This is a genomic window from Mesorhizobium sp. WSM4822, assembly GCF_055811155.1.
Genome location: NZ_JBVVQM010000004.1, coordinates 45,144 through 66,613 on the forward strand (window position 1 = coordinate 45,144; position 21,470 = coordinate 66,613).

Sequence of the window (21,470 nt, forward strand, 5' to 3'; positions counted from 1 at the left end):
CATGATGGCAGACGGCATCGTGGAGCGCTCTCGTCCCCGGGATCGGATCCTGGAGACGGCACGCGACATGTTCCACAAGCATGGCATCAAGGGTGTCGGCGTCGACGCCATCACCGAAGCTGCCGGCACGAACAAGATGACGCTCTATCGTCACTTCGAATCCAAGGACGAACTGATCGTCGAATGCCTGCGCGCCAATGCGGCCAAGGCGGGCGCTATGTGGGATGCGTTCGAGGCCGAATTTCCTGGTGACAAGCTTGCCCAGCTGCATGCCTGGGTTCGCAAGGCGGCTGCCATGCTCAATGCGGATGGGCGCGGCTGCGACATGGCCAACGCCGCCGCTGAGCTGACCGAGCCGGACCATCCGGCCAGGCTGGTGATCAAGGAGCTCAAGGAAGCCCAGCGCGAGCGCCTTGTGACGCTATGTCGGGATGCGGGCATCGGCCAGGCTGAACTGCTCGCCGATACGCTGTCGCTTCTGCTCGAGGGCGCGCGGGTTAGCGTGCAGACCGTGGGGTCGGAAGGTCCGAGCACGCAGTTCGTGCGCATGGCTGAAGGATTGATCGTTTCTTTCAGGGGCGCCGCCGCCGGTTGAGGTGACCTGTCGCCTATCCATGTGCGCCATTCATCGCGTGATGACTGGGCGCGCTTTGGTGTCGCTGTGCCGCCATCCCTGTCGGCCAAACGAAAAAAGCCCGCTGCCGGGAGGAGGTGGCAGCGGGCTCGATTTTCGAATGTGGCGCGGGAGGAGGTGCACCCCATTCAGCGTCGGCATCGCATCTGGGAGGAGTAGATGGCCGACAACCAGAACCTACGAGTTGCCCAACGATTCGGCAACAAAGAAACTTGCATAGCTGCTGTGCAGATTTGCCGTGCCAATTATCGTACAAATCCGGAAACCCGTTTAGCCAAGCCATTTCGCATTACTGCACCGGGACGTTTTCCCTGAAGATCAAGCGCGGTTCGATGAACTTGCGCGTCAGATAGGGTGCCGAGGAGGCAATCGAGCCGAGCAGGCGGATGACCGACTGCTCCGCGATCAGCCGTGCATTCTGGTCGATGACGACATCGAGCAGGTCGTCGACGAGATGACCGCGCGTGTCCTTGGTCAGATCGTGGCAGATGAACACCGGCTTGCGGTTCGGCCTGGCCTCGCGGATCGCCTTTGCAACGCCCGAATGTCCAGCTCCGACGCAATAGATGCCAAGCAGTTCCGGCTCGTCGTGCAGCGCCTTCATGGTCTCGGTGTAGCTGGCATCGGGCTCGTCGTTGACCTCGACGGCGCTGCTGACGGTCAGATTGGGAAACTCCTCACTGAGCACCGAGCGGAAACCCATCTCGCGTTCCTCGTGGCCACGATAGGAACGTGAGCCGACGACCATCGCCAGATGGCCGGTGCGGCCGCCAAGGAAGCGTCCCATCAGCAGCGCCGCCGTTCGTCCCGCCACCCGGTTGTCGATGCCGACATAGGCCGCGCGCGGTGCCGCCGGAACATCGGACACCAGCGTCACCAGGCGCATGCCGGCATCGACGATGTCGCGCAGGATGTTGCGCGTACGCGGATGATCGACGGCGATCACGCCGACGCCATTGGCCCTGAGCGAAAGGTTTTCGACAGCGCTCTGCAGCGCGTTCGGCGAGATACCGGCGAGGTTGTGGATCCGGCACGAGGCGACAAGCGGCAGGCGCGCGGCGTAGTCCTCGATATGCCCCGCGAGATCGCGCATGAAGGCATTGCTGCCGATCGGCAGCAGGAATTCAAGGTGGGCGGGCCGCGAGGGCAGCGTTACCTGATCGGCGACCGGCAGATAGCCGAGCTGCTTGGCCGCCTCCATGACGCGCTGGCGGTTGGCCGCACTCGCACCCGGCCGGTTGTTGAGCACCCGGTCGACCGTTGCGGTCGATAGCCCGCAGCTACGAGCGATATCGGAGACAGTGGCTTTCATGCCGTAACCCACAGCCCGCAGTTGCGTGCGGTATCCGAAACTGTGGCTTTCATGCTGCAATCCTGTTCGCCATGCGATGGCGCGTCAGACAAGCGATGCGATCTGAGGTGACGGGTGATCGACGCCCATCACCATTCTCAGTGCGATGGCTTGCCATCGGCGATGGCATCGCGGATCTCCTTGTCCGACATGCCGGTGATGATCCGTTCGACCTCCGCCACGCTGGTCTTCTTGGGGTCTATGTCGTCAGCAACCACCTTGCCGCGGCGCATGACGACGATGCGGTCGACCACCTGGAAGACATGGTGGATGTTGTGGGCGATGAAAATGCAGGAATGGCCGGAATCGCGGGCGCTGCGCACGAAGCTCAGCACACCCTGTGTTTCGGCGACGCCGAGATTGTTGGTCGGCTCGTCCAAGATGATCAGGTCGCTGTCGAAATGCATGGCGCGCGCGATCGCCACCGCCTGGCGTTCGCCGCCGGAGAGCGAGCCGATCGGCGTCGTCGGCGGGATGTTCTTCGAGATGCCGACCTGCTTGAGCAAGTCGCGAGCAACCGTGTTCATCGCATCCTGGTCCATCCGGTTGAGGAAGCGCGGCGGCTTGATCGGCTCGCGCCCGAGGAACAGATTGCGGGCGATCGACAGTTGCGTCACCAGCGCCGAGTCCTGGTAGATCGTCTCGATGCCGTGGGCGATGGCGTCGCTGGTGCTGCGCAGGCTCACCTTCTTGCCGCGAATGAAGATATCGCCGCTGGTCAGCGGAACGGCACCCGAGAGCACCTTGATCAGCGTCGACTTGCCGGCGCCATTGTCGCCGAGCAAGCCGACGATCTCCCGTTCATTGACATGGAAATTGGCATCCTCCAGCGCCTGCACGCGGCCATAGGACTTGCGGATGCTCGTCATGCGGATCAGTGGCTCGGCCATGGTTCAAGTCCCCGCCTGGTGCCGGCGTTCCAGCCATGAATGCAGCGCCATCATGCCGAGGATGATGGCGCCGATGAAGATGTTGTAGGCAAGGCCGGGCACGCCGATCAGCACGATGCCGTTGCGCATCACGCGCAGGATCAGGATGCCGAGCACGGTGCCGATGATCGTGCCGCGCCCGCCGGTCAGCGCGGTTCCGCCGATCACCACCATGGCGATGACTTCCAGTTCATAGCCGGTGCCGCTGTTGGGGTTGGCGGCGGAAGTGCGCAGCGACGAGATGACGCCGGCAAGCGAGGCCATGACCGACGACAGCACGAACAGGCCGATCTTGACGCCGCTGACATTGACGCCGCGCGCCCTTGCAGCACTCGGGTTGCCGCCGGCCGCCTGGATCCAGTTGCCGGTGCGGCTTTGCGTCAGCACATAGCCGAGCCCGATCGCCGCGGCGATGAACCAGAACAGCGACATGTAGATGCGGAACGGGCCGATGAAGAAATCGCCGACCAGCACTTCCGCCAGCCAGCTGCCTTCGGCGCTCCAGGTGCGCTGGGGAAAACCATCGGTGACGAAAAGAGCGGTGCCGCGCACCACCAGCAGCATGCCGAGCGTCACCAGGAAGGATGGGATCTTGAGCTGCGTCACGAACCAGCCATTGACCAGCCCGATGAAGGCGGCGACCAGCAGCGCGGCGACAAAGCCGACCTCAAGGGAGGTCAGGCCGCTGTTGAACAGGGTCCACATCAAGACCGGCGAGAAGCCGAACAGGGAACCGACCGAGAGGTCGAACTCGCCCGACGTCATCAACAGCGTCATCGCCAGCGCGATCAGGCCGAGCTCGACCGTGAAGGCCAGCGTGTTGGAGATGTTCTGCGGCGACAGGAAGTCGTGGTTGAAACTCCAGAAAACGGCGATCTCGACGACGAGCAGCACGAAAGGGCCGAATTCCGGCCGTGCGATCAGGCGTTGGACGAGCGAATGATTTTCCACAGGCAATCCGCGACATGAGTGGAAGGCTGAGCGTTGCACATCGCGTGCGAAGGGCTCGGCGAAATGGAGAGCCAGTCGCGACCGTTGGGCGGCCGCGACTGCTAGGATTGGATGTTACTTGCCGGACAGGATGTCATCGTAGATTTGCGCGGTGTCTTTTTCGTAGAGCGCGCCGGTGATGACGTTGAAGCCCGGAGGAATGCCGCCGGCGGCCATATTGGCCAGCGAAAGCGCGACATAGCTGGTCGCCTGCGGGTCCTGCCACTGGCCGGCATTGACATAGCCGTTCAGCACTTCCTGGGTGGTGTCGAGCGAATTGCCCCAGCCGACGACCGGGATTTCGCCCGGCTTGATGCCGACCTGGTCGAACACCCGCTTGATCGAGCCGGTGACGAGATCGCCCAGGCCGATGATCGCCTTCACCTTGGCCTTGTTGGCCGTGAGGTAGTCGACCATGCGGTTGATCACTTCAGCCTGATCAAGCGTGGCTTCCGTGATTTCATAGGTGATGCCGAGCGGCTCGAAGACGCTCTTGATGCCTTCTTCTTCCTGCACGCCATAGGTGGCGCCGGGGATTTCGACCGGCATCCAGACGAAGTCGCCTTTCTTCACCAGGCCTTTGTCGACCAGATACTGCGCCCAATGCTTGCCGAAGGTGACATTGTCGCCGCCGACATAGGCGTTGAAGTCGGCTTTCGGATCAGGCGTGTTGAAATTGATGATCGGCACTTTCGCCGCACGCGCTTCCTTGACGATCTCGATCAGGCTGCCCGGATCGGGGCTCGTCGTGACGATACCGTCGGCCTTGGCGGAGAGGGCGGCGCGAACCGCTTCCTGCTGGGAGGCGACATCGCCATTGTGGAACGAGGTGTTGACCGTGTTGCCGGTGTCCTTGGCCCACTGCTTGGCGCCGGCCAGGAAGTAGGTCCAGACCGGATCGGCCGGACCGCCGTGCGAAATCCAGTAGAACGTCTTGGCCTGTGCCGCTGCTGGTACCACCATCAGCGCCACCAACAGGCCGTATAGAACGAGTCTTAGCCGTGTCAGCATTTGATTTCCTCCCGTTTGTAGATAGTCAGTTCAAAATCCGTCCCTTGTTCCGCGTCTTTTTGCCAGCGCCGGTTGAAGGCGTCAGAGCATCCCCTTTTTCGACGGATGGCAAGCCTCCATCTGCCAAGCCTCCATCTGCAGGTGTAGTGGGCGCCTGACGGGGCGTCATCAGCGGTCCCATCAGATTGCATCAGTTGAGGTGATTTTCCGACTGTCTGATAATTGGCGTGATTGCTTCGGGTCGCGCGAACGCGGCCTGCGCCGACAAGGGTCACGCCGGCGACCATCCTACGCCCACGGGACCAGGTCCGCAGCGCTTGGCAGGGCGTCGACGACACCAGTTGCTAGATCAGATCGGCTCTGGCCAGCTCCCGCATCAGATGGCTGGCGCCATAGGTCCAGTGCGGGCAGTCCGGCGACAGCTGCACGCGGTTGACCAGCGCGCCGAATTTTTCCGACGAGATGGTGACGATGTCGCCGACCTTGTGGGTAAATCCCTTGCCCTTCTCGCCGCGATCCTTGGACGGAACGAACATGGTGCCGAGATAGAGCGCCAGCCCGTCCGGATACTGGTGGTGCGGCCCCATGGCCGCGGCGACCAGTTCCTCCGGCGAGCGGCTGATCTCCGCCATCGAGCTTGCGCCCTCCAGCGAGAACCCGTCCTCGCCCTCGACTTTCAGGCGCACGACGGCGCGCTTGACGTCATCGATGGAGAATTTGTCGTCGAACAGGCGGATGAAGGGGCCGAGTGAGGCCGAGGCATTGTTGTCCTTGGCCTTGCCGAGCAGCAGCGCCGAACGCCCTTCGACGTCGCGCAGATTGACGTCGTTGCCGATGGTCGCGCCGACGATCCGGCCGCTGGAGGCGGCGATCATGGCGATCTCGGGTTCCGGATTATTCCAGGTCGACACCGGGTGCAGCCCGACATCGGCGCCGAAGCCCACCGAGGCCATCGGCTGGCACTTGGTGAAGATCTCGGCATCGGGGCCGATGCCCACTTCCAGATATTGCGACCAGGCGCCGCGCGAAATCAGCTTGGCCTTGATCTCCATCGCTTCGGGCGAACCGGGCTTCAGCTTCGACAGGTCGTGGCCGATCAGTCCTGCGATGTCGGCGCGGATGGCATCGGCTTTTTCAGCCGAACCACGCGCCTGTTCCTCGATCACCCGTTCCAGCAGGCTGACGACGAAGGTGACGCCCGATGCCTTGACCGCCTGCAGGTCGACCGGTGAGAGCAGGTAGGGTTTTGCTGGATCGCGCCCGGTCTCAAAACTGTTGGCGGCGATGTCATCGAGCGATCCGATCGGTCTGCCCTTGGCCGAGCGGACATGCCCAGCGGGGTCGGCCATCTCGCAAAGATCGCGCATGGTTGGTGCCGCACGCGAGGTTATGTCGAAGACCGTGCCATCGCGCACCGTGACGACCAGCGGGTATGCGGCATCGCTGCTTCTGGCGCGTCCGACAAAAAGGCCCTCTGTGGGCAGGTGGGTCGGGTTCGTCATAGCGCTCTGTCCTCTGAGTGATCGACAATGTGGCGAAGTGATCGTCAATGTGGGCTGGCTGGATCGGCGCGGCACTTTCACCGGATTCCCCTCAAAGGTCTATCCCGTCGCGGGCGATCGGGACTCTGGGTCTCCGATCGTCTCGGCGGCAGTCCACAGACGAAAGCCAGGGCTCTTTCAAAATTGTGAAATCCTGATTAGGATTTTCACCAATCGCAGCGCATTCAGGTGATCCTTGGCGACAGCATTCTCCGATCCGATCTGGCGCAAGCCACATACAGCTTCCACGTTTCAATCGCTTCCCAATGGCGAACGTGTCGATCTCGCCATCGTTGGCGGTGGCATCATGGGCTGGTCGACCGCCTTGCATGCCGCCCGGCTTGGCCTGTCGGTGCAGGTGCTGGACGCCGGCGAGATCGGCCAGGGCGCATCGGGTTTGAATGGCGGTCAGGTCATTCCCGGCCTGAAATACGATCCGGAATGGCTGCTGGAGCATTTTGGCCCGGAGCGCGGCGAGGCGCTCGTCAATTTCGCGGCGTCGACCGCCGATGCGGTGTTCGAGTTGATCCGCGACGAGAAACTGGCGGTGCCGTTCGTTCGCAATGGCTGGATCCAGGCTGCGCACACCGAGGCCGCACTGAAGTCGGCGGTAAACCGTGACCGGCAATGGCGGGCACGGGGCGCGGATGTCCAGTTGCTGAACGCAGCGGAGATCGCGGCCAGGACCGGTGCACAGGGCTATCTCGGCGGCTGGCTCGACCGCCGCGCCGGTGTCATCGATCCGCTTGCCTATACGTCGGAACTCGCCCGTGTCGCGGCCGCGGCTGGAGTGAGGATAGCCGGGGGCGAAAAGGTCGTGCGGCTCACCAATGCCGCCGGTGTTTGGCGTATTTTGACCGGAAATGGCCTGGAATTGCAGGCAAAGGCGGTCGTTCTGGCGACCAACGCCTATACGGACGGTCTGATCCCCGGTCTCGCCCAGACGATCGTGCCGCTGCATTCTTTCCAGATCGCTACAGCGCCGTTGCCGCCCAACCTGGCGGCCACGATCCTGCCGGAAGGGCAGGCGGTGTCGGACTCCAGGCGCATCCTCGTCTACTACCGCAAGAGCGCCGACGGACGGCTGGTGCTTGGCGGACGGGGTCGCATGGCGCTGCCGACGAGCGCCAGCGACTGGGCACATCTCGAGCGGGCGCTGCGGCGGCTCTATCCCATGCTGTCCGGCGTCGCCATCGAGAAGCGCTGGTTCGGCCGCGTGGCGATGACGCCGGACCATCTGCCGCACATCCACGAGCCGGAGCAGGGCCTGCTGGCCGTGGTCGGCTGCCAGGGTCGTGGTGTCGGCCTGATGACCGCTCTTGGCGAGCGCATCGCCGGCTATCTCCAGAGTGGCGATGTCAGGCAATTGCCCTTCCCGGTCTCGCCGATCCGACCGATCCCGTTTCACGCCTTCCGCCAGGTCGGCGTCGCCGCGACCATCGCCTGGTACCGGCTGCTCGATGCGTTGGAGCGCTGACCAAAGCAATTCCTGTCAATGGGGTTCCGTTCGGGATTCCGCTTGACAGTTTCATGAATATGAAAAACTCTAAGCTAATTTCAAATTCCGATAGGCAGGTCGATGTCGACCCTAGTTGCAGCATCAGCGCCAGAGGCCCGGTCTTCTCAGGGCTTCCGGGTCGCCATGCTGCTGCCGGGCGCTCTGGTCACCTTCCTGCTGATCCTGTTTGCCCTCGGCCTCGTGCTTTTCCTCGCCTTCCGCGGCAATGACGGTTCGCTGCTCGGCGCCGGCTTCACCGTGGCGAATTTTGTCACCGTGGTCTCCGATCCGCTATACTGGACGGTGACGCTGCGCTCGCTGATCATTGCCGCTCTGGTCACGCTGGCGACCGTCGTCACCGCCTATCCCGTCGCCTACTACCTTGCCTTCCACGCCGGTCGGCGGCGCGGCCTGCTGCTGTTCCTGGTGACGCTGCCGTTCTGGACCAGCTATCTCCTGCGCGTCTTCGCCTGGAAGATCGTGCTCGCCTACAACGGCGTTTTGAACTCGGCGCTGATCGAAAGCGGGATCTGGTCCGAGCCGACATTGGCCTTTCTCAACACGCCGGCCGCCGTTGTCGTCACGCTCGCGCACGCCTATGCACCGTTCGCCATCCTGCCGATCTATGTGGCGCTGGACACCATCCCGAAATCGCTGATCGAGGCCGCTTCCGATCTCGGCGCGCGGCCATTCACCTCTTTCCGCCGTGTCGTGCTGCCCAATTCGATGCCGGGCGTGCTGGCGGCAGCCCTTGTCGTCTTCGTGCCGACGGTCGGTGACTATGTCACGCCGGCGCTCGTCGGCGGCCCGGCCAGCACCATGATCGGCACGCTGATCCAGGCGCAATTCGGCAAGGCCAATGACTGGCCGTTCGGCGCCGCACTCTCCGTCGCCGTCATGCTGGTCATCCTGTGCGTGGTGCTGGTCGCGCGTTTCGCCGACCGCAGATTTGGCAGCCGCACATGAGCGCTGCACGCACGCAGGGAGGCGGCCGCTGGCTCGGCGTCTACGTCGTCGCCTATCTGGTCTTTCTCTATCTGCCGGTGCTGCTGATCCCGCTGTTTTCCTTCAACAACTCGATCCAGGCAGCGTTTCCACTGCAAGGCTTCACCTTGCAATGGTACGCGACACTGTTCGGCAATTCGGCGCTGACTGGTGCACTCTTGAACAGCCTCGTCATCGGCGCCATTGCCGCCACGGGCGCGACGCTGTGCGGCATCACCGTATCCTACATGGACCTCTATGGCCGCTCGCCGCTGGCCGCCACCATCAGCGCCATCGCCCGGCTGCCGATCCTGATCCCCGGCGTCATCGTCGGCATATCGCTGCTGATCCTCATCAACCTCATTGGTCTGGGGCCATCGCGCATTGCCATCGTTCTCGGCCACATATTGGTCGCGCTGCCGACGACCGTGGTGATCATGCGCAGCCGCTTCGCCGCCATCCCGAAAACCATTCGCGAGGCGGCGCTCGATCTCGGCGCCTCCGACTGGACGACGTTCCGGCGGGTCATGCTGCCGCTCAGCCTGCCGGCCATCATTTCGGCCTTCATGCTGGCCTTCCTGATCTCCTTCGACGAATTCATCGTTGTCTTCTTCCTCGCCGGCACCGAGCCGACGCTGCCGCTCTACATCTGGAGCCAGCTGCGTTTTCCAAAGTCGCTGCCGACGGTGATGGCGCTGGGCACGTCGATCCTGGCTGTGTCCTTCGTCATCGCTGCAGCAGCTGAAATCCTACGCCATCGCGGCCTGTCCGCCACGGCGCCAAAGCCCGCGGATCCATCACAACCAAAACAAACCAAGAGAGGAGAACTGCAATGGCATTCGACCTGAAATCGATCTCTGCAAAGACTGTTTGCGCTGGATTGACGGCGTTCGCGCTGGCGCTGTCGTCGACCGTCGCTTTCGCCGGCGACAAGCTGCAATATTTCACCTGGTCGGGCTATGAACTGCCCGATTTCAACAAGAGCTTCCTCGCCGCGCATCCCGATGGCGTCGAGGCCTCCATCTTCGGTGACGACGATGACGCCTTCACCAAGGTCAAGGCCGGCTTCCGTCCCGACATCGCGCATCCCTGTTATGACAAGGTGGCGCGCTGGAACAAGGAAGGCCTGCTGCAGCCGATCGACACCAAGCGCATCAAGAACTGGGATTCGATCTTCCCGGTGTTCAAGAACCTGCCCGACCTGCAGGCCGGCGACGGCAAGGTCTGGATGGTGCCATGGGACTGGGGCAACACCTCGATCCTCTACCGAACCGATCTGGTGAAGAACCCGGAAGCGAGCTGGAACCTTTTGTGGGACAAGCAGTATGCCGGCCGCATGGCGACGATCGACGCCGTGCACGACACGCCGGTCGTTGCCGCACTGCTCGCCGGCGTCAATCCGTTCGACATGACGTCGGAGCAAATGGACAAGGTGGCCGAGAAGCTGCGCGAGCAGCGCCCGCTGCTCTCCAACTACACCACCGACATGACCTCGGTGGAACAGGCGTTGGCCAGCGGCCAATTGGTCGCCGCCATGACCTGGAACGCGTCCGCCACGTCGCTGAAGAAGCAGGGCGTGCCGGTCGAGTTCATGAAGCCGAAGGAGGGCATGCTGACCTGGGCCTGCGGCTTCGTCATGCTCAAGGACGCCAAGAATGTCGACCTCGCCTATGACTTCATCAACAGCCGGCTGGATGCCGACTCCGGCAAATACCTGATCCAGGCCTATGGTTACGGCAGCTCGCTGAGCTCCGCCTTCGCCACCGTGCCGAAGGAGGAACTTGAGAAATTGCAGCTGCCATCCGATCCCGAGGTGTTGCTGAAGACCACCATCTTCACCGGGCCGATGAAACAGAATGACGACCTCGCCAAGATGTTCGAAAAGGTCAAGGCAGGGGGGTGAGTTGAGGCCTGCCTTCTCCCCTTGTGGGAGAAGGTGGATCGGCGCGCAGCGCCGAGACGGATGAGGGGTGCGTGGCGGATCGCCGTCGTAGCCAAGCTGGAGCACCCCTCATCCGTCGCCTGCGGCGACACCTTCTCCCACAAGGGGAGAAGGGGGAGCTTATCGACGCTGCGCCGCGCTCCGATGGATAGACTGCAAACGAGGATGAATTGATGGACATGCTGGACGAACCGGCTGAGAAGCCGAAGGACGATGCCGATGTGCGGGTCGGCCGGCGCGTACGGGCGCTGCGGCTGGAACGCAACCTGTCGCTGGCCGATCTTGCGGCAAAAGCCGGTGTGTCGATCGGTGCTTTGAGCCAGATCGAGCGCGGTATGTCCTCACTGCGCGTCAAGGTGATCTGGCCGCTCGCCGCCGCTCTCGACATCGAGCCGTCGGCGCTGATCGCCGACGGCAACGATGCCGTCAGCGATCTCTATTGTGTGCGTGCCGACAAGCGGCGGCAGATCCCGGTGAAATCGGAAGGCATTGCCAAGGCGCTGCTGTCGCCCCCGGGCGCGACGCTGACCGGCATGCTGGTGACGGTGGAAGCCAGCGGCGGCACGGCCGAGGCCTATGCCCATGCCGGCCATGAATTCGGCTTCGTGCTGGCCGGCGAGGTCGAACTGGTGGTGGATTCGACAAATTACGGGCTGAAGGCCGGCGACAGTTTTGCGTTCAAGAGCACGCTTTTGCATGCCTTCTGCAATCCGGGCACTGAGCGTTGCCAGATCCTCTGGGTCAACACCACGAAGCCGTCCGAGGTTCGCGATGGCGCCTGATCCACTTGTGCGGCTGCAGGCGGTCTCGAAGATTTTTCCTGGCGGCATCGTCGGGCTCGACGCCGTCGACCTCGACATTATCAGCGGCGAGTTTGTCACGCTGCTCGGGCCGTCGGGTTGCGGCAAGACCACCAGCCTGCGCGTCATCGCCGGTTTCGAAAGCCCGTCGAGCGGCAAGGTGTTGCTCGATGGTCGCGATATCACTGCCCTTCGGCCGTTCGACCGGCCGGTCAACACCGTGTTCCAGGACTATGCGCTGTTCCCGCACATGAATGTCGCCGAAAATGTCGGCTTCGGTCTGTCGCTGCGCAAACTGTCTGGATCTGAGCAGGCAAAGCGCACCGGCGAAGCCCTCGACATGGTCGGTCTCGCCGACAAGCTTGGCGCCCGCGTCTCCGAACTGTCGGGCGGCCAGCGCCAGCGCGTCGCGCTGGCGCGTGCCATCGTCTGCGAACCACGCGTGCTGCTGCTCGACGAGCCGCTGTCGGCGCTCGATGCGCATCTGCGCGAACAGATGCAGGTTGAACTGAAGCGGCTGCAGTCGCGGCTCGGCACCACCTTCGTCATGGTCACCCACGACCAGACCGAAGCGCTGTCGATTTCCGACCGCATCGTCGTCATGAACAAGGGCCGCATCGAGCAGATCGCGCCGCCGGCCACCCTTTACGACCGGCCCGCCACGAAGTTTGTGGCGAGCTTCATCGGCACCATGAATCTCCTGCAATCGCGCTTCGTCGGCCGAGACGGCGATCGCCTGCGCTTCGCCGCCGGCGCCCTGCCGCTGGAGGCTATTTCTGAAACCGGCGAGGCACCTGCCGAGGGCGCCACCCGCACCATCGGCGTGCGTCCGGAGGATTTGCTGGCGATGACCGAGGCCGCGCCCGGCACCGCACCGGCGCGCGTCAACAGCGTCGTCTTTCACGGTCGCACGCTGCGCCTTCATGCCGAACTCGGGCAGGGCGCGCCTGTTGTCATCGATGCGCCGCGCCAGGCCGAGGGTTCCCAATTCAGCGTCGGAGACGTGGCGCATATCAGCCTGCGCCGTGGTGCCAACTGCCCGGTGCTACCAAGCTAATTTTGTCGACGTTAAATAACCGGAGCACACGCCGCGCGGTGGCTACAAGCCGTCGGTCAACGGCCGGGGGTATGTCGACTGGTCGATCCACGATTTTCGGGAGGTCAGGGCATCATCGGCTACGGATCGTAGGGTTCGGCCCTTGCTCGAAAAAGCTTGCTCCGCCGTTAAACTTGCGGGCGCTGATGCGGAAACCATTAGCGCCGGTTTTGTTTTCACTTGATTTGTTCCCTTTTTGTTCTAAACTTCTCGGCTTGATACAATCTGCCGGACGAGATCGGTTGTGAGTGGGCAATTTTCATACGGAACCGCGAAGAACGGTCAGACCTTTTTCCGATTTGAAGGACAGAACCCGATCCGGGAGCCGCATCTGTTCTACGGATTTCTCGTTGAGGATCCGGTCAATGCCATGCTGCGGCGCAGGGCTGAGCACTACAATCAGGAACTGAGATTGCGGGGATGGCTGACGCCAACCGATCAAATGCACATATCCCTGATCGGCCTTGGCGACGGCAAACAGAAGCGTGTGGTGGAGATCGCCCGCCATGTCGGCTTGCTGATCCAGGCCACACCATTCGATGTTTGCTTCGACCGCCTGTCGGCTTTCGGCGGCGGGGCGCTGGTCCTTCGCAGCAGCGACCATTCGCCGACCTTGCAAGCCTTCTGGCGCAAGCTCTCTGCCGTGATTGACGACAGCCCGCTAAAGCCATTCATCACGACCTCGCTGGAGCCACATGTCACGCTGCTTCGCGACAGGAGGGGCGTTCCGAAAGTGCGGGAACGGATCGTTGAGCCGATATCCTGGACAGTGCGGAGTTTTTCGCTGATCTGCAGCCACCAGGGTGAATACAAATGTCCGGCGACCTGGCGATTGACCGGTCAGGACGATTCCCTAGCCGGCATATGAGAAATCGTGGCCACACAGCCGCTATACCAATCGTCCTGACACGGCTTGTCAGCTGTAGTGCCGGCAACGGTGGCGGGCCGGTAAGCGCTTCCCTATTTGCAGTGCGTCTGAACAGGAGGAACACAAATGACCATCGCGGAAATTGCCAAGGATTTCACCGAACTGCTCAAGCAGGGCGATAACGAAGCTGCTGCCGAGAAGTACAATGCCGATGATATCGTCAGTCTCGAAGCCATGGCGGGGCCAATGGCCATTGCCAATGGCAAGGAGGCTCTCAAGCAGAAGGGCCAGTGGTGGCAGGAGAACAACGAAGTGCATGGCGGCTCGGTCGAGGGTCCCTATGTCAATGGCGACCAGTTCGCGGTGCGCTTCAAGTTCGACATAACGCCCAAGGCTACCGGGGAGCGTGTCACCAGGGATGAAGTTGGCCTCTACACGGTCAAGAACGGCAAAATCACCGAAGAGCGCTTCTATTATTGAGGCCGTGAAATACCATCGGCTTGGGGAATTCGATCTCGTCGCTGGAGGTTAAAAAATAAGCATGGCGGCCGGGACGATGCCCCAGGCCGCCATGTGAGAGGCTCAAATGGTCTTGACGTACTGCGCAAGCTGGTCGGCCACCGTGCCCCAGCCGTTGAAGAAACCCATCTCTTCATGGTTGTTGCGGGTCGCCTCGTCGCGATGGATGGCGGTGGCGGTGTAGCGGGTTCCCTTGCCGTCCGGCTGAAGGGAAATGACCGCGGTGATGAAGGGTTCGCCTGATGGCCGATAGCCCGGCAGCAGCGCGTCCGTCCAAACCAGCCGCTCGTTCGGCACGATTTCGAGATAGCAGCATTGGCGGTCGTTGACCTCCTTGCCGTCTGGCGACTGCATGCGCGTGCGGAACAGCCCGCCCGGCCTGAGGTCGATCTCGCAGTCGGTGATCATCCAAGGCTTCGGCGTGAACCATTGCTTGACATGCTCCGGCGTCGTCCAAACGCGCCACAGCAATTCGCGCGGCGCATCGATGACGCGCTCCAGCACGAGGTCCAGTCTGGGATCCGGCTTGAGGGGATAGCTCATTTTTCTGTCTCCTTGAGGGTCATCACATAAGCGTCGAACCGGTCGAGGCGACGCTCCCAAAGCGTGCGCTGTTCGGCCAGCCAGTTTTCGGCGAGTTTCAGCGGCTCGGGTGCCAGCTGATAGGTCCTGACCCGGCCGGTCTTTTGCGAGTGCACCAGCCCGCAGCCTTCGAGAATCTTGAGATGTTCGATGAAGGAGGGCAGCGCCATCTCGAAGGGCTCTGCGAGTTCGCTGACCGAGGCGGGACTGCGGTTCAGCCGCTCAACAACGCGGCGTCGCGTCGGGTCGGCAAGAGCGCGAAAGATGCCGTCGATCGGCGGAGGGCTCGGAGTTGTGGTCTGAAGGCTTGTCATTGGTTGGTCCTGAGGCGCTGTCAAAATACTTAGGGAAATTCCTTAGTGTTGGCAAGGGCAAAACCGAAGGCATGCCGGGGAGCGCTGGCAAAGCGCGCAGAGCGTCCTTAATCTGCGGTCAGATTCGAAATCGGAAGGGCCACTGTTTTGACGATCATCATGTACGGCATCACCACCTGCGACACGGTCAGGAAGGCGCGCCTCTGGCTGGAAGGCCATGACGTGGCCTACAGGTTTCACGATTTCAGGGCAGAGGGACTGGACGCGAAGCGGCTGGATGGCTGGGCGGGCAAGGTCGGCTGGGAAAAGCTGCTCAACAAGGGTAGCACCACGTTTCGCGAACTGCCGGACAACGACAAGCAGAGCCTCGACGAAAAGAAGGCCAAGGCGCTGATGCTGGCCAAGCCGACCGTGATCAAGCGACCGGTGCTGGAGGTTGGGGATCGGATTCTGGTGGGGTTCAAGGCTGATGTTTATGAGGCGGTGGTGAAGTAGGGCAGCGCATACACCTCACTTCGTCATCCTATGGCGAAGCAAGGAGCGGAGCGACGCAGCGCAGACCATAGGATCCATGCCGTGATCTATCCGTGTTGCAACGGTGCAGATTCTGCTCCGCTGCGCCTTTCGACTGAGGTCGCGGCATGGATCCTCGGGTCCAGCCCGAGGATGACGAAGGTCTGGCTAACGATGGCTAATTGTGAGCGCTTGCGCTGAGATACCCCGCCAGCGCCACCGCATTGTTATGCGCTTCATCATGCGCGCCATAGAGCAGCGTCACCTTGCCGTGGCTGATCAAGCCTCGCAATTCACTCACCGCCTCGCCATTTCCATCCAACTCGACCCAGTACCGCTCCTGAAACTCCGCCCAGCGCGCCGGCTCGTGGCCGAACCATTTTCTCAGCTCGTCGCTCGGCGCGATGTCCTTCAACCACAGAGCCAGCGCGGCGTCTTGCTTGCTGACGCCGCGTGGCCAGATCCGGTCGACCAGAACCCGCTGCCCGTCATCGGGGGAGGGTGGTTCGTAGATACGCTTGACCGCCAGATCGAAGGCCATCGGACCGCTCCGTAAAGCGGGTCAGGCCCACTCGCCCCTGCGCATGACAGGCACGCGGGCGCCGTCCTTGTGGACGCCGTCAATGTCGATCCTGTCCGAACCGATCATCCAGTCGATGTGGATGAAGCTCTTGTTGCCGCCGCGCGCCGCGATCTCGTCCTGGCTGAGCGAGGCGCCGTCGACGAAGCACTTCGAATAGCACTGGCCGAGCGCGATGTGGCAGGCGGCGTTCTCGTCGAACAGCGTGTTGAAGAACAACAGCCCGCTTGCCGAGATCGGCGAGGAATGCGGCACCAGCGCCACTTCGCCGAGGCGGGGCGCGCCCTCATCTGTATCGAGCACCTTCTTCAGCACATCCTCGCCCTTCGATGCCTTGGCCTCGACGATCCTGCCTTCTTCGAAACGCACCGAAATGTCGTCGATCAGCGTGCCCTGGTAGGACAGCGGCTTGGTCGAGGAGACATGACCCTCGACCCGCCTTGCATGCGGCGTGGTGAAGACCTCCTCGGTCGGGATGTTGGGATTGCAGGTGATGCCGTTCTTGGCGGTCGAGGCGCCGCCCATCCATTCATGGCCGTCCGCCAGCCCAACGGTCAGGTCGGTGCCCGGTCCGGTGAAATGCAGCGCGTGGAAATTATGGCCATTGAGCCATTCGGTGCGGCTGCGAAGCGCCGCGTTGTGCGCCTTCCAATTGCCGATCGGGTCCTCAACATCGACCCGCGAAGCGGCGAAGATGGCATCGGCGAGCTTCACGACCGCAACATCGTCGGCATCGCCGGGGAAGACCTGTTTGGCCCAGGCGAGGTCCGGATAGGCGACGATGTTCCAGTTGATGTCGAAGCCGGTGATCTTTTCCAGCGCCGGCTGGTAGGCCATCGAATTCGCCTTGTTGGCGCGCGCCACTTTCGCCGGATCCTGTGCGGAGAGCAGCGACGGATCCTCGCCGCGTACGGCAAGCCTGGCCGCATTGTTGGCAAAGGCATTCGCCATGCCTTCATAAAGCCAGCCGGCGGCGCGGTCGAAGCTCGCATCGGCGCCGAAGCGGTAGCGGGCCAGCGTCATCTCGTCATCGTTGAAGATCGGCGTCACCAGCCCGGCGCCGGCCTTGTAGGCATGCTCGACGATCCGCCTGGTCAGCGGCAGTGCCGCGATGGACGACGTCAGCACCAGATCCTGCCCTGGCTGCAATTGCAGTCCGACCTTGATGGCGACTTCCGCCAGCCTGTCGAGCTTCACCGGGTCGATCGATGCGGAAACGCCGCGCGAATGTGTGGTCATGATCCTGCCTGTCGTAGTTTGATGTCCGACTCTACATAGCTCGGTGCCTCCGCCCTTTCCACCGCGATCGCGCCGGCGGGTTCTGGGCTTACGGACCCGAACCGCGCCATGGTTGCCTCGATCTCTTCCCTGATCCAGAGCTTGAAGTCCCGGACCTTGCGGCTTTCGGCCTTGGTGCTGGAGGTCACCAGCCAATAGCCGAGCCCGCTCTGGGCGCGGATTCCGAAAGGCGCCACCAGCCGCCCGTCGGCCAGCGCGTCGGCGGCGAGCAATTGCCAGCCCAGCATCACGCCATGACCGGCAATCGCCGATTCCAGGCACAGCATCGGGTCGGTGAAACGCGCGCCCTTGAGGAAGGCAACAGGCGGAACGCCTGCTGTCTCGAACCAGCTTTCCCAGTTGATCATTGCCCGCTCGTCGGTGATTGCGCAGGTCTGGGCAAGATCCTCGATCGACTTCAGTTTTTGGGCGATCGCCGGCGCGCAGACCGGGAAGACTTCCTGCGCCAAGAGCAGTTCCGTGCGTCCGCCCGGCCATTTGCCGTCGCCGAGCCGGATGGCGATGTCGATGTCCGAGTGATCGAGATTGGCCAGCCGCACCGAAGCGTCGATGCGCAGCAGCACTTTGGGATGCCGGTCGAAGTGGCGAGATAGTCTGGGCAACAGCCACTTCGAGGCAAAGGCCGGCGCCACCGAAACCACCAATGTGCATTGCGTAGCCTCGTCGGCCAGGGCCACGGCCTGGGAAAGCTCACGAAATCCAGCACCGAGGCGGGCCGCGAAGACGGCGCCGAACTCGGTCAGCACCAGACCGCTCGCCGTTCGCTCGAACAGCGCCTGGCCGAGCTGTTTTTCGGTACGGCTGATCTGCTGGCTGACGGCGCTGACGGAAACGTTGAGTTCACCGGCGGCGGCCGCCAGCGATCCGAGACGGGCAACGGTTTCGACGGCGCGGAGGCCGTTGAGATGGACGCGGTTGAGCATGGCCATTGAGTTTTTCTAAACTGATCCGGCTGAAATCTCAATTGAAAGGCATATCGAAACGGCAGATTTTGTCGGGAGAGACAGACCTGTGGAGCCGGAAATGTTAGGGATTTTGTCGTCGTCGCTGAAGGTCTTTTTCACTGCGAGCGGGCCGTATGAGCCGCGCCAGGACAGCGAGGCGCAGAGATGGCTGATCGATCCGCTTTCGCATCCGGTGCTGAACACCATGTCGGAGCGCGAACTGGGCGATGTGCCGTTCAGGCTGACGGCACGGCGGACGGTGCACGAGAGGGGTTCATTGCCCGCCGGCGGTCGCTGCTGAGCAGGCGCCAAGCGTTCCGACATAGGAAGTCGAGGCGAGCACGTCCCGCGTACGCACTGGCCCAACAGATGGCGGTTGTTTCAGCGACCCCTGCATTTATTGTGCAGTGCGATGACATCAGCCAACTCGACAGCGCTGCGTTTCGCTTTCGCCGGCATGATTGCCATGGCGATTGCCATGGGCATCGGCCGTTTCGTCTACACGCCGATCCTGCCCGGCATGATGCAGGAACTGCATCTGTCGCCGGCCGATGCCGGCTGGATCGCGTCGTCCAATTATCTCGGCTACCTCGTCGGCGCGTTGGCGGCGGCGGGCGGCTGGGCGCATGGGCGCGAGCGCCTGCTGATGCTGGCGGGGCTTGGCGCCAGTGCGGTCCTTGCCGCGCTGATGGGGCTGACCGAAGCGATGGCGGCCTTTCTCGCCATCCGCTTTCTGGCCGGTCTGGCCAGCGCCTTCGTCATGGTGTTCATGGCCAGCATCGTGTTCAGCCATATCGCGGCTGCCGGTCGCAACGACCTGCAGGCCTGGCATTTCGGCGGCGTCGGGCTCGGCATAGCGGCATCGGCGGCGATGATGGCGGTGCTGGTCGCCGAGCATTCGGGCTGGGCGGCAGGCTGGCTATGGTCGGCGGCGATTTCGGCCTGCGGTTTCGTCCTCGTGGCTCTGTTGGTCAATGAGGGTCCGCTCGGCAACGGCGAAGTCCCCCGCGAGCCGGCACTGCGGATGGACCGGTCGTTGGTCAAGGTCATCATCGCCTACGGCCTGTTCGGCTTTGGCTATGTGGTGACGGCGACATTCCTGGTCGCCATCGTCCGGCAAGGCGGCGGCAGCCGCGTCTTCGAGGCCATTGTGTGGATGGTCGCCGGTCTTGCGGGCTTTCCCTCGGTCTGGTTCTGGCAGAAGATCGCGGCGCGGACCGGCCTCTATGCCGCCTATGCGCTGGCGTGCTTCATCGAAGTTGCCGGCGTCACCGCCAGCGTCGCCATCGGCGGCGCCACCGGGCCGCTGCTTGCCGGCGTGCTGCTCGGCGGCACCTTCATTGCCATCACCGCCTTTGGCCTGCAGGCCGCCCGGCAGCAGGCGCCAAGCGCGCCGCGCCGGATCTTTGCCCTGATGACGGCTGCGTTCGGCCTTGGCCAGATCATCGGGCCGGTCGCGGCCGGATTTCTGGCGCAAATGTCCGGCGATTTCTTCCTCGCCTCGATCACCGCCGCAATCGTGCTGGTCGTCTCCGGCGCCATCACATGGTCGGCTGCGCCAAAATCGCCATGATTGTGGGCTTGCTGTGCCGGGCATCGGGCACGGGCATTTTCTTTCCCACTAATGTGTGACTTTATGCCCGCCGTAGTCAGCTGATTTGCGCCCAGATCGAGGAATTCGCCACAGTGTTCGTATCCTTTTTCCCGCAGCCGAAGCTCTTCTTCTCTTCGGCCGCCGTCTGGAGCCTTGCGGCGATCCTGTTCTGGTTTTTCGGTGGTGAACAATTGGGCGCGGTTTTGGGATTGCCGCCGGCTGCGGCCGGCGCGCCGCCCATCATCGGCATCGCGATCCTCATGTCGCCGCCGTTTCTATGGTTTTATCTCTATTTCGTGTTCTGCGTGGCCGTCTTCTACGCATTCTGGAGCTGGTATTCGCCGCATCCGTGGCAGCGCTGGTCGATCCTGATGACCGCGGTCATCCTGTTCTTCATCTATTTCAATGTGCAGGTCAGTGTCGCCGTCAACGCCTGGTACGGACCATTCTTCGACTATGTGCAGGGACTGATGTCGGGGACTGGAAAGTCGACCAACAGCGAATTTTATATCGGATTGGCGGATTTTTCGTGGCTCGCGCTGGTCGGCATGAATGTGCAGGTGGTCAATGCCTTCATCGTCAGCCACTGGATTTTCCGCTGGCGCACGGCGATGAACAATTATTTCGTCGAGAATTGGAGCAGGCTACGCCATATCGAGGGTGCCTCGCAGCGTATCCAGGAAGACACGATGCGGTTCTCGCAGATCATGGAAGACCTCGGCTCCAGCTTCGTCCAGTCGATCATGACATTGATCGCATTCCTGCCGGTCATGATCCAGTTGCAGGCCCATATCACTGAGTTGCCGATTATCGGCGCGATCCCGCAGCCATTGGTTGTCGCGGCCCTTGCCTGGTGTCTGTTCGGGACGATCTCGGTCATGGTTGCCGGTCTGAAACTTCCAGGGCTGCAGTTCCGCAACCAGCGTGTCGAAGCCGCCTACCGCAAGGAACTCGTCTACGGCGAGGATCATGCGGACCGCGCCCAGCCGGCCACCACCGCCGAGCTGTTCGAGAATGTTCGTCACAATTATTTCAGGCTGTATTTCCACTACATCTATTTCAACGTCGTCCGTTACACCTACCTGCAGGCCGACAACATTTTCTCGCTGCTGATCCTTGGTCCCTCACTGGTGGCGCACAAGATAACGTTCGGCGCGCTGAACCAGATTTCGAACGCATTCGGCAAGGTGACGGGGTCGCTGCAGTTTCTGCTCACGTCCTGGTCGACCATCGTCGAGCTGCAATCGGTCCACAAGCGCCTGCGTGCCTTCGAAGCGACGCTGCAAGGCGAGCCGTTGCCTGAAATCGACCAGCGCTATCTGGCAAGACAGAGCGCCGAGGACCCAGCCTAAGGTTTTGGAAATCGAACCGGGGGGGGGGGGGGGGGGGGGCGCGCCCGGCGGGCCGGGGGGGGGGGGGGGGGGGGGGGGGGGGGGGCGGCGGCGCGGGGGGGGGGGGGGGGGGGGGGGGGGGGACGGCGG

24 protein-coding genes are annotated in these 21,470 nt (G+C 62.6%); 13 read left to right on the forward strand and 11 right to left on the reverse strand.

What is annotated here, in order from left to right; genetic code table 11:
* The first annotated feature begins 4 nt into the window (after nt 1-4).
* Nucleotides 5-595 (forward strand): TetR/AcrR family transcriptional regulator, encoded by a 591-nt coding sequence (locus AC0L3E_RS10900; protein WP_127270239.1) that lies wholly within the window; start codon nt 5-7, stop codon nt 593-595.
* A 328-nt stretch (nt 596-923) separates the two neighbouring features.
* Here the strand turns inward: AC0L3E_RS10900 and AC0L3E_RS10905 are convergent, their stop codons facing one another.
* The 5 genes from AC0L3E_RS10905 to AC0L3E_RS10925 form a co-directional block, all read right to left on the reverse strand.
* Nucleotides 924-1,946, reverse strand: coding sequence for a LacI family DNA-binding transcriptional regulator (locus tag AC0L3E_RS10905; protein WP_128308301.1), 1,023 nt, complete (start codon nt 1,944-1,946; stop codon nt 924-926).
* A gap of 137 nt (nt 1,947-2,083) precedes the next feature.
* On the reverse strand, nt 2,084-2,875 hold the full coding sequence (locus tag AC0L3E_RS10910) for an ATP-binding cassette domain-containing protein (RefSeq protein ID WP_127269326.1): 792 nt from the start codon (nt 2,873-2,875) through the stop codon (nt 2,084-2,086).
* A 3-nt stretch (nt 2,876-2,878) separates the two neighbouring features.
* Nucleotides 2,879-3,865, reverse strand: coding sequence for an ABC transporter permease (locus AC0L3E_RS10915; RefSeq protein ID WP_127320323.1), 987 nt, complete (start codon nt 3,863-3,865; stop codon nt 2,879-2,881).
* 114 nt (nt 3,866-3,979) lie between these two features.
* Nucleotides 3,980-4,915 (reverse strand): substrate-binding domain-containing protein, encoded by a 936-nt coding sequence (locus tag AC0L3E_RS10920; RefSeq protein ID WP_013532868.1) that lies wholly within the window; start codon nt 4,913-4,915, stop codon nt 3,980-3,982.
* Between the two features lie 344 nt (nt 4,916-5,259).
* Nucleotides 5,260-6,417, reverse strand: coding sequence for a fumarylacetoacetate hydrolase family protein (locus AC0L3E_RS10925; protein WP_128308302.1), 1,158 nt, complete (start codon nt 6,415-6,417; stop codon nt 5,260-5,262).
* Nucleotides 6,418-6,652: 235 nt separating this feature from the next.
* On the opposite strand from AC0L3E_RS10925, the gene AC0L3E_RS10930 reads away from it, so the two are divergent.
* The 6 genes from AC0L3E_RS10930 (at nt 6,653) to AC0L3E_RS10955 (ending at nt 12,737) form a co-directional block, all read left to right on the forward strand.
* Nucleotides 6,653-7,933 carry an NAD(P)/FAD-dependent oxidoreductase gene (locus AC0L3E_RS10930; RefSeq protein ID WP_473604783.1) on the forward strand — a complete coding sequence of 427 codons (1,281 nt, stop codon included), beginning with the start codon at nt 6,653-6,655 and terminating at the stop codon, nt 7,931-7,933.
* A 102-nt stretch (nt 7,934-8,035) separates the two neighbouring features.
* Nucleotides 8,036-8,920: an ABC transporter permease gene (locus AC0L3E_RS10935; RefSeq protein ID WP_128308304.1), complete on the forward strand. Its 885-nt coding sequence runs from the start codon at nt 8,036-8,038 to the stop codon at nt 8,918-8,920.
* On the forward strand, nt 8,917-9,786 hold the full coding sequence (locus AC0L3E_RS10940; protein WP_128308305.1) for an ABC transporter permease: 870 nt from the start codon (nt 8,917-8,919) through the stop codon (nt 9,784-9,786). The genes AC0L3E_RS10935 and AC0L3E_RS10940 overlap by 4 nt, the downstream gene beginning before the upstream one ends.
* Complete coding sequence (locus AC0L3E_RS10945; RefSeq protein WP_128308306.1) at nt 9,771-10,841, forward strand: ABC transporter substrate-binding protein; 1,071 nt, start codon at nt 9,771-9,773, stop codon at nt 10,839-10,841. The genes AC0L3E_RS10940 and AC0L3E_RS10945 overlap by 16 nt, the downstream gene beginning before the upstream one ends.
* Nucleotides 10,842-11,053: 212 nt before the next feature.
* Nucleotides 11,054-11,662: a cupin domain-containing protein gene (locus AC0L3E_RS10950; protein ID WP_128307805.1), complete on the forward strand. Its 609-nt coding sequence runs from the start codon at nt 11,054-11,056 to the stop codon at nt 11,660-11,662.
* The gene (locus AC0L3E_RS10955) at nt 11,652-12,737 is read left to right on the forward strand and encodes an ABC transporter ATP-binding protein (protein WP_128307806.1); all 1,086 of its coding nucleotides are present in this window, start codon (nt 11,652-11,654) and stop codon (nt 12,735-12,737) included. The genes AC0L3E_RS10950 and AC0L3E_RS10955 overlap by 11 nt, the downstream gene beginning before the upstream one ends.
* A gap of 298 nt (nt 12,738-13,035) precedes the next feature.
* On the opposite strand, the gene AC0L3E_RS10960 is transcribed toward AC0L3E_RS10955, so the two are convergent.
* Complete coding sequence (locus AC0L3E_RS10960; protein WP_473604915.1) at nt 13,036-13,380, reverse strand: hypothetical protein; 345 nt, start codon at nt 13,378-13,380, stop codon at nt 13,036-13,038.
* Here AC0L3E_RS10960 and AC0L3E_RS10965 point away from each other — a divergent pair.
* Nucleotides 13,267-13,644: a 2'-5' RNA ligase family protein gene (locus AC0L3E_RS10965; protein ID WP_473604909.1), complete on the forward strand. Its 378-nt coding sequence runs from the start codon at nt 13,267-13,269 to the stop codon at nt 13,642-13,644. The genes AC0L3E_RS10960 and AC0L3E_RS10965 overlap by 114 nt on opposite strands.
* A 126-nt stretch (nt 13,645-13,770) precedes the next feature.
* Nucleotides 13,771-14,124: a nuclear transport factor 2 family protein gene (locus tag AC0L3E_RS10970; RefSeq protein ID WP_128307808.1), complete on the forward strand. Its 354-nt coding sequence runs from the start codon at nt 13,771-13,773 to the stop codon at nt 14,122-14,124.
* A gap of 102 nt (nt 14,125-14,226) precedes the next feature.
* Here AC0L3E_RS10970 and AC0L3E_RS10975 read toward each other — a convergent pair whose 3' ends face one another.
* The gene (locus AC0L3E_RS10975; protein WP_128307809.1) at nt 14,227-14,706 is read right to left on the reverse strand and encodes an SRPBCC family protein; all 480 of its coding nucleotides are present in this window, start codon (nt 14,704-14,706) and stop codon (nt 14,227-14,229) included.
* A complete protein-coding gene (locus AC0L3E_RS10980) occupies nt 14,703-15,059 on the reverse strand; it encodes an ArsR/SmtB family transcription factor (protein WP_128307810.1) in 357 nt (118 codons plus the stop codon). The genes AC0L3E_RS10975 and AC0L3E_RS10980 overlap by 4 nt, the downstream gene beginning before the upstream one ends.
* Nucleotides 15,060-15,206: 147 nt before the next feature.
* Here AC0L3E_RS10980 and AC0L3E_RS10985 point away from each other — a divergent pair, with 147 nt between their 5' ends.
* Nucleotides 15,207-15,554: an ArsC family reductase gene (locus AC0L3E_RS10985; RefSeq protein ID WP_127270294.1), complete on the forward strand. Its 348-nt coding sequence runs from the start codon at nt 15,207-15,209 to the stop codon at nt 15,552-15,554.
* 196 nt (nt 15,555-15,750) lie between these two features.
* On the opposite strand, the gene AC0L3E_RS10990 is transcribed toward AC0L3E_RS10985, so the two are convergent.
* The 3 genes from AC0L3E_RS10990 to AC0L3E_RS11000 are packed head-to-tail and all read right to left on the reverse strand — an operon-like array spanning nt 15,751 to nt 18,380.
* Complete coding sequence (locus AC0L3E_RS10990; RefSeq protein WP_128307811.1) at nt 15,751-16,113, reverse strand: DUF488 domain-containing protein; 363 nt, start codon at nt 16,111-16,113, stop codon at nt 15,751-15,753.
* 21 nt (nt 16,114-16,134) lie between these two features.
* Nucleotides 16,135-17,391, reverse strand: a complete 1,257-nt coding sequence (locus AC0L3E_RS10995; RefSeq protein ID WP_128307812.1) for an aminopeptidase — start codon at nt 17,389-17,391, stop codon at nt 16,135-16,137.
* Nucleotides 17,388-18,380, reverse strand: coding sequence for a LysR substrate-binding domain-containing protein (locus tag AC0L3E_RS11000; RefSeq protein WP_128307813.1), 993 nt, complete (start codon nt 18,378-18,380; stop codon nt 17,388-17,390). Before AC0L3E_RS11000 ends, AC0L3E_RS10995 begins: the two co-directional genes overlap by 4 nt.
* Nucleotides 18,381-18,474: 94 nt before the next feature.
* Here AC0L3E_RS11000 and AC0L3E_RS11005 point away from each other — a divergent pair, with 94 nt between their 5' ends.
* From AC0L3E_RS11005 to sbmA, 3 genes are all read left to right on the forward strand, one after another.
* Nucleotides 18,475-18,696 carry a hypothetical protein gene (locus AC0L3E_RS11005; protein ID WP_128307814.1) on the forward strand — a complete coding sequence of 74 codons (222 nt, stop codon included), beginning with the start codon at nt 18,475-18,477 and terminating at the stop codon, nt 18,694-18,696.
* 111 nt (nt 18,697-18,807) lie between these two features.
* The gene (locus tag AC0L3E_RS11010; RefSeq protein ID WP_128307815.1) at nt 18,808-19,968 is read left to right on the forward strand and encodes a YbfB/YjiJ family MFS transporter; all 1,161 of its coding nucleotides are present in this window, start codon (nt 18,808-18,810) and stop codon (nt 19,966-19,968) included.
* Nucleotides 19,969-20,081: 113 nt separating this feature from the next.
* Nucleotides 20,082-21,341 (forward strand): peptide antibiotic transporter SbmA, encoded by a 1,260-nt coding sequence (gene sbmA / locus AC0L3E_RS11015; RefSeq protein WP_127328446.1) that lies wholly within the window; start codon nt 20,082-20,084, stop codon nt 21,339-21,341.
* The last annotated feature ends 129 nt before the right edge of the window (nt 21,342-21,470 follow it).

Coding starts and splice junctions, on each gene's coding strand:
- AC0L3E_RS10900 (WP_127270239.1), top strand. CDS start 5: ATGGCAGACGGCATCGTGGAGCGCTCTCGTCCCCGGGATCGGATCCTG.
- AC0L3E_RS10905 (WP_128308301.1), bottom strand. CDS start 1,946: ATGAAAGCCACTGTCTCCGATATCGCTCGTAGCTGCGGGCTATCGACC.
- AC0L3E_RS10910 (WP_127269326.1), bottom strand. CDS start 2,875: ATGGCCGAGCCACTGATCCGCATGACGAGCATCCGCAAGTCCTATGGC.
- AC0L3E_RS10920 (WP_013532868.1), bottom strand. CDS start 4,915: ATGCTGACACGGCTAAGACTCGTTCTATACGGCCTGTTGGTGGCGCTG.
- AC0L3E_RS10925 (WP_128308302.1), bottom strand. CDS start 6,417: ATGACGAACCCGACCCACCTGCCCACAGAGGGCCTTTTTGTCGGACGC.
- AC0L3E_RS10935 (WP_128308304.1), top strand. CDS start 8,036: ATGTCGACCCTAGTTGCAGCATCAGCGCCAGAGGCCCGGTCTTCTCAG.
- AC0L3E_RS10940 (WP_128308305.1), top strand. CDS start 8,917: ATGAGCGCTGCACGCACGCAGGGAGGCGGCCGCTGGCTCGGCGTCTAC.
- AC0L3E_RS10945 (WP_128308306.1), top strand. CDS start 9,771: ATGGCATTCGACCTGAAATCGATCTCTGCAAAGACTGTTTGCGCTGGA.
- AC0L3E_RS10950 (WP_128307805.1), top strand. CDS start 11,054: ATGGACATGCTGGACGAACCGGCTGAGAAGCCGAAGGACGATGCCGAT.
- AC0L3E_RS10955 (WP_128307806.1), top strand. CDS start 11,652: ATGGCGCCTGATCCACTTGTGCGGCTGCAGGCGGTCTCGAAGATTTTT.
- AC0L3E_RS10960 (WP_473604915.1), bottom strand. CDS start 13,380: ATGGTCGCTGCTGCGAAGGACCAGCGCCCCGCCGCCGAAAGCCGACAG.
- AC0L3E_RS10970 (WP_128307808.1), top strand. CDS start 13,771: ATGACCATCGCGGAAATTGCCAAGGATTTCACCGAACTGCTCAAGCAG.
- AC0L3E_RS10975 (WP_128307809.1), bottom strand. CDS start 14,706: ATGAGCTATCCCCTCAAGCCGGATCCCAGACTGGACCTCGTGCTGGAG.
- AC0L3E_RS10980 (WP_128307810.1), bottom strand. CDS start 15,059: ATGACAAGCCTTCAGACCACAACTCCGAGCCCTCCGCCGATCGACGGC.
- AC0L3E_RS10990 (WP_128307811.1), bottom strand. CDS start 16,113: ATGGCCTTCGATCTGGCGGTCAAGCGTATCTACGAACCACCCTCCCCC.
- AC0L3E_RS10995 (WP_128307812.1), bottom strand. CDS start 17,391: ATGACCACACATTCGCGCGGCGTTTCCGCATCGATCGACCCGGTGAAG.
- AC0L3E_RS11000 (WP_128307813.1), bottom strand. CDS start 18,380: ATGGCCATGCTCAACCGCGTCCATCTCAACGGCCTCCGCGCCGTCGAA.
- AC0L3E_RS11005 (WP_128307814.1), top strand. CDS start 18,475: ATGTTAGGGATTTTGTCGTCGTCGCTGAAGGTCTTTTTCACTGCGAGC.
- AC0L3E_RS11010 (WP_128307815.1), top strand. CDS start 18,808: ATGACATCAGCCAACTCGACAGCGCTGCGTTTCGCTTTCGCCGGCATG.